The 4,346-nt window shown below is 69.3% G+C and carries 5 protein-coding genes; 1 reads left to right on the top strand and 4 read right to left on the bottom strand.

All coding sequences use genetic code 11. The features are described 5' to 3' along the window. The 3 genes from ACFDTC_RS16780 to pseB form a co-directional block, all read right to left on the bottom strand. The coding region (locus ACFDTC_RS16780) for a cytidylyltransferase domain-containing protein (RefSeq protein WP_375260025.1) at nucleotides 1–201 on the bottom strand (201 nt) is incomplete at its 3' end. Next, nucleotides 198–1,346 (bottom strand): UDP-4-amino-4,6-dideoxy-N-acetyl-beta-L-altrosamine transaminase, encoded by a 1,149-nt coding sequence (pseC, locus tag ACFDTC_RS16775; protein ID WP_375260024.1) that lies wholly within the window; start codon nucleotides 1,344–1,346, stop codon nucleotides 198–200. The genes ACFDTC_RS16780 and pseC, both read right to left, overlap by 4 nt. Beyond that, nucleotides 1,346–2,344, bottom strand: a complete 999-nt coding sequence (gene pseB, locus ACFDTC_RS16770; protein WP_375260023.1) for a UDP-N-acetylglucosamine 4,6-dehydratase (inverting) — start codon at nucleotides 2,342–2,344, stop codon at nucleotides 1,346–1,348. Before pseB ends, pseC begins: the two co-directional genes overlap by 1 nt. A 153-nt stretch (nucleotides 2,345–2,497) precedes the next feature. Here pseB and ACFDTC_RS16765 point away from each other — a divergent pair, with 153 nt between their 5' ends. Beyond that, entirely contained in the window at nucleotides 2,498–3,622 is a 1,125-nt protein-coding gene (locus ACFDTC_RS16765) for a glycosyltransferase family 4 protein (RefSeq protein WP_375260022.1), read from the top strand. A gap of 13 nt (nucleotides 3,623–3,635) precedes the next feature. Here ACFDTC_RS16765 and ACFDTC_RS16760 read toward each other — a convergent pair. After that, the coding region (locus tag ACFDTC_RS16760; protein WP_375260021.1) for a hypothetical protein at nucleotides 3,636–4,346 on the bottom strand (711 nt) is incomplete at its 5' end.

The raw sequence follows: 4,346 nt of genomic DNA, 5'->3' as shown, positions 1-4,346 counted from the left end.
GAACGGCACCTCGGCGCCCTGCGCCCGAGCCACCTCGGCGATCGCGGGATCGTCGGTGCTGATCACGATGCGGTCGAACAGGCCGGATTCTTGCGCGACCCGGATCGACCAGCCGATCATCGGCAGGCCCAGGAACGGGCGGATGTTCTTGCGCGGGATCCGCTTGGACCCGCCGCGGGCGGGGATGACGCAAACGCTCAAGCCAGCGCCTCGGCCAGGGCGGCGACGACGCGGTCCTGCTCGTCCTCGGTCAGGCGGGCGTGCAGCGGGATCGAGATCGCGCGGCTGTAGTAATCCTCGGCCACCGAAAAGTCGCCGTCGGAGAAACCGAGCGCGCGGTAATAGGGCTGCGTGTGCACCGGGATGTAGTGCAGGTTGACGCCGATCCCGGCCTCGCGCAGCGCGTCGAAGACCGCGCGGTGCCGCGCGGCATCGTCCAGTTGCACGACGTAGAGATGCCAGGCAGACTCCGCGTCTTCCAGCCGCTCCGGACGGCGCAGCGGCAGGTCGGCAAGCAGCGCGTCGTAGCGATCGGCCAATGCGCGGCGGCGGTCGACGAAGGCATCCAGGCGCGACAGCTGGCTGAGTCCGAGCGCGGCCTGCATCTCGGTCATGCGGTAGTTCCAGCCCAGCTCGATCTGCTGGTAGTACCACGCGCCGTCGCTTTCGCCGGTCATCGCGGCCGGGTCGCGGGTGATGCCGTGGCTGCGCAGAAGCGCCATGCGGTCCGCCAGCGCCGGGTCCTGCGTGGTGGCGAGGCCGCCCTCGGCGGTGGTGATGATCTTGACCGGGTGGAAGCTGAAGACGGTTATGTCGGAATGCGCGCAATCGCCGACGGGTGCGCCGCGGTAGGAGGCACCGATCGCGTGGCTGGCATCCTCGACGATGCGCACGCCGTGGGCGCGGGCAAGCTCGGCGATCCGTGCCGCGTCGGGCGATTGCCCGGCCATGTGCACAGGCACGATGACCTTGGGCAGCCGACCCTCGGCGCTGGCGCGGGCTAGCTTGGCCTCGAGGGCGTCGGCGCTCATGTTGAAGGTGCCGGGGTCGATCTCGACAAAGTCGACGTCCGCGCCGCAGTAGCGCGCGCAATTGGCCGAGGCGACGAAGGTGACGGGCGAGGTCCACAGCAGATCGCCCGGACCCAGCCCCAGCGCCGCGACCGCCACGTGCAGCGCCGAGGTGGCCGAGTTGACCGCCACGCCGTGCGCCGCGCCCACGCGCGCGGCCAGCGCCTCCTCGAACCGCGGCACGGCCGGCCCCTGCGTCAGGAAGTCCGAGCGCAGCACCTCGGTCACGGCCGCGATGTCGGCCTCGGAGATGTCCTGGCGGCCGTAGGGAATCATCAGATCGCGCCGATCTTGTCGCGGTTCGCGTCGATCCAGGCCTGCAGGGCGTCGTCGCTCATCCATTCGGTGTTGCGGTCGCTGGAATAGATGAAGGTGTCCGAAACCTTCCGTCCGTCCTTGATGCGCGCGCTGTCCGAGCCCCAGCCGTTGAGGTTGGGCAGGATCTTGAAGTGTTCGTCGTACTCGAAGGTGAAGGGCGCGTCCTCGACCCCGACCATCTGCTCGTGGATCTTCTCGCCGGGTCGGATGCCGATCACCTCGGTCCTGGCGTCCGGGGCGACCACGCGGGCGATGTCGGTCACCTTCATGGACGGAATCTTCTTCACGTAGACCTCGCCGCCGACCATGTCGGCGAAGGCATGCCAGACCAGCTCGACGCCCTCGTCGAGCGAGATCATGAAGCGCGTCATCCGCGGATCGGTGATCGGGATCACGCCCTTGTCGCGGATCGACATGAAGAACGGGATGACCGACCCGCGCGACCCCATGACGTTGCCGTAGCGCACGACCGAGAACGCCGTCTGCTGCGCGCCGGAATACGAGTTACCCGCCACGAACAGTTTGTCCGAAGCCAGCTTCGACGCGCCGTAGAGGTTCACCGGGCTCGAGGCCTTGTCGGTCGACAGGGCCACGACCGACTTGACCTTCTTGTCGATCGCCGCGTCGATCACGTTCATGGCGCCGTTGACGTTGGTCTTGATGCACTCGAACGGGTTGTATTCGGCCGTGGGGACGATCTTGGTCGCGGCGGCGTGGACAACGTGGTCGACCCCGTCGAAGGCGCGGTACAGCCGTTCGCGGTCGCGCACGTCGCCGATGAAGAACCGCACGCGCGGATCGTCGGCGAAGAGCTTGGCCATGTCCCACTGCTTCATCTCGTCGCGCGAATAGACGATGACCTTCTTCGGGTTGAAGCGCGCCAGCGTCATCCGCAGGAAGGCGTGTCCGAAGGATCCCGTTCCGCCGGTCACGAGGATGGTCTTGTCGTCGAACATGCGGACTCCGGCAGGTTTATCGGGCGTGTTCCCGTGCCGCGCCCTTCTATCAATGCCCCCCTCCTCCCGCAAGGCATGGGCCGGCGGCGGCTTGCGGGCATGCGTACGGGCGCCTAGCGTGCGCCCGTACGCATCGCCAGGCGAGAGACTTCAATGGCCCCGATCAAGGTCCTGTTCCCCTATGTCGGCGACAGCGTCGGTGGCAGCCACGTCTCGTCGCTGATCCTGGCGCAGGCCTTGCCGGTGGACCGCTACGCGCCCGTCGTGGCGACGCACGAGACCGGCCCGCTGACCGGGTATTTCGACAGCTTGGGAGTGCATCCGGTCCCGGCGCCCGCGGTGCCCTATGTCGAGGGCGGTGCCATGATGCGCGCGTTGCGCGGCCTGCGTGCGACACGCGTGCTGGCGCGGTTCCTGCGGCGGCACGGGATCGGCCTGGTGCACACCCACGACATGCGGATGCACATGACGTGGGGGGCGGCCGCGCGGCACGCCGGGGTGCCGCATGTCTGGCACCAGCGCACGCCGGCGAGAGCCGACAAGCACGCCCGCGCCGCGCTGAAGGCCGACGCGCTGGTCGCGGTCTCGACCTACTGCGCCGAGACCTTTCCGCCTGCGATGCGAGACGCCACACGGGTCATATACAACCCGTTCGCGGTGCCGCCGCTTCCGGACCGGACGGCCGCACGCGCCGCGCTGAACGCGACGTTGGGCCTGCCGGCGACGGCGCGGCCGGTGCTGTTCGTCGGCAATTTCGCCCCGCGCAAGCGTCCGCAGCGCTTCGTCGCGCTGGCCGATGCGCTGGCGCGTCAGGGCCACGACGACCTCCGTTTCCTGATGCTGGGCGATCCGCGACCGCCTGAGGGCGACGCGGTGCGTGCCGCGATCGAGGCGGCGGGGCTCGGCGAACGGTGTCTCGTGCTCGGCGCTCGCCACCCGGTCGAGCCTTGGCTGGCGGGGTCAGAGCTTCTGGTGGCGCCGGCCGTGGACGAGGCCTTCGGCCGAACGCTGGTCGAGGCGCAGCTACTCGGGACACCGGTCATCGCCAGCGATGCGGGCGGACACCGCGAGATCGTCGAGCATGACGCAACCGGCCTGCTGGTCGACGCGGATGACGGCCCCGGCTTCAGCCGTGCCGCGGCTGCGCTGCTGGCCGATGACGATCGCGTCCGTCGGCTCTCGGATGCGGCGCGCCGTGCGGCCGAGACGCGGTTTGGCCTGCACGCGCATGTCGATCAGATGATCGATGTCTACGATCGCGCCGCACGGGCCGGCTGAGCCCGCCGCCCCGTCAGCGTTCGGCGTCCTGCACCAGCGCGCGCAGATACGCGCGCAGCGATGGCGTCTCGTCGGACGGACCAGTGACCTCGGTCTGCATGCGGTCGGACCACCCCGGCGCCTGATAGAAGGCTGCGAGCGCGTCTTCGATCCGGCCCGGCGGCGGAACCGTGAACCCGTAGCTGATACCCCGCGCTACGTAGCCGTAGAAGTCGAACCCGTGCGGATCCAGTCCCGCGAGGTGGATTACCGGCGTGCCCGCCAGCAGGATCTCGATCTGGGCGGCGGTGCTTCCGCAGATCACCGCGTCGCAGGACCGCGCGAAGACATCGAGAGCTTCGCCGCGCGGCCGCACGTCCCAGTCCGGAACACGGGCGGCATCGAAGGTCTCGATACGCGGGTGCAGGCGCAGCGCGATCTGCGCGTCGGAAAAAAGCGCCGAGACCGTGTCGCGCATCGTCTCGATCTCGGCGCCGGCGTACGCATTGGTCGCGACGCCCAGGCGCGCGATCTGATCGGGCAAGCGCAGAGCGAACGAGGCGGGTGGGTCGAGCGCCCAGACCGTTGTCTCGCGGCCGGCGAAGACCGCTTCGCCCGCGGCGTTGAGGATCGCGGCGTCGGTATAGCCGAGGTCGGGGGTCGCCTGGTCGTGGAAGCCGTTCTGCCAATACAGCGACCGTCGGCCGGCAAGACGCGCTCCGACGGCGAAGGCGATGCGCCGGGG

It is taken from the genome of Citreimonas sp. (genome assembly GCF_042096055.1).
Taxonomy (GTDB): domain Bacteria; phylum Pseudomonadota; class Alphaproteobacteria; order Rhodobacterales; family Rhodobacteraceae; genus Citreimonas.
This window is presented reverse-complemented; position numbering and strand designations above follow the sequence as displayed.

What these genes read in the sequence shown, in the direction of transcription:
- pseB (WP_375260023.1), bottom strand. Translation starts at nt 2,344, where the DNA reads ATGTTCGACGACAAGACCATCCTCGTGACCGGCGGAACGGGATCCTTC.
- ACFDTC_RS16765 (WP_375260022.1), top strand. Translation starts at nt 2,498, where the DNA reads ATGGCCCCGATCAAGGTCCTGTTCCCCTATGTCGGCGACAGCGTCGGT.
- pseC (WP_375260024.1), bottom strand. Translation starts at nt 1,346, where the DNA reads ATGATTCCCTACGGCCGCCAGGACATCTCCGAGGCCGACATCGCGGCC.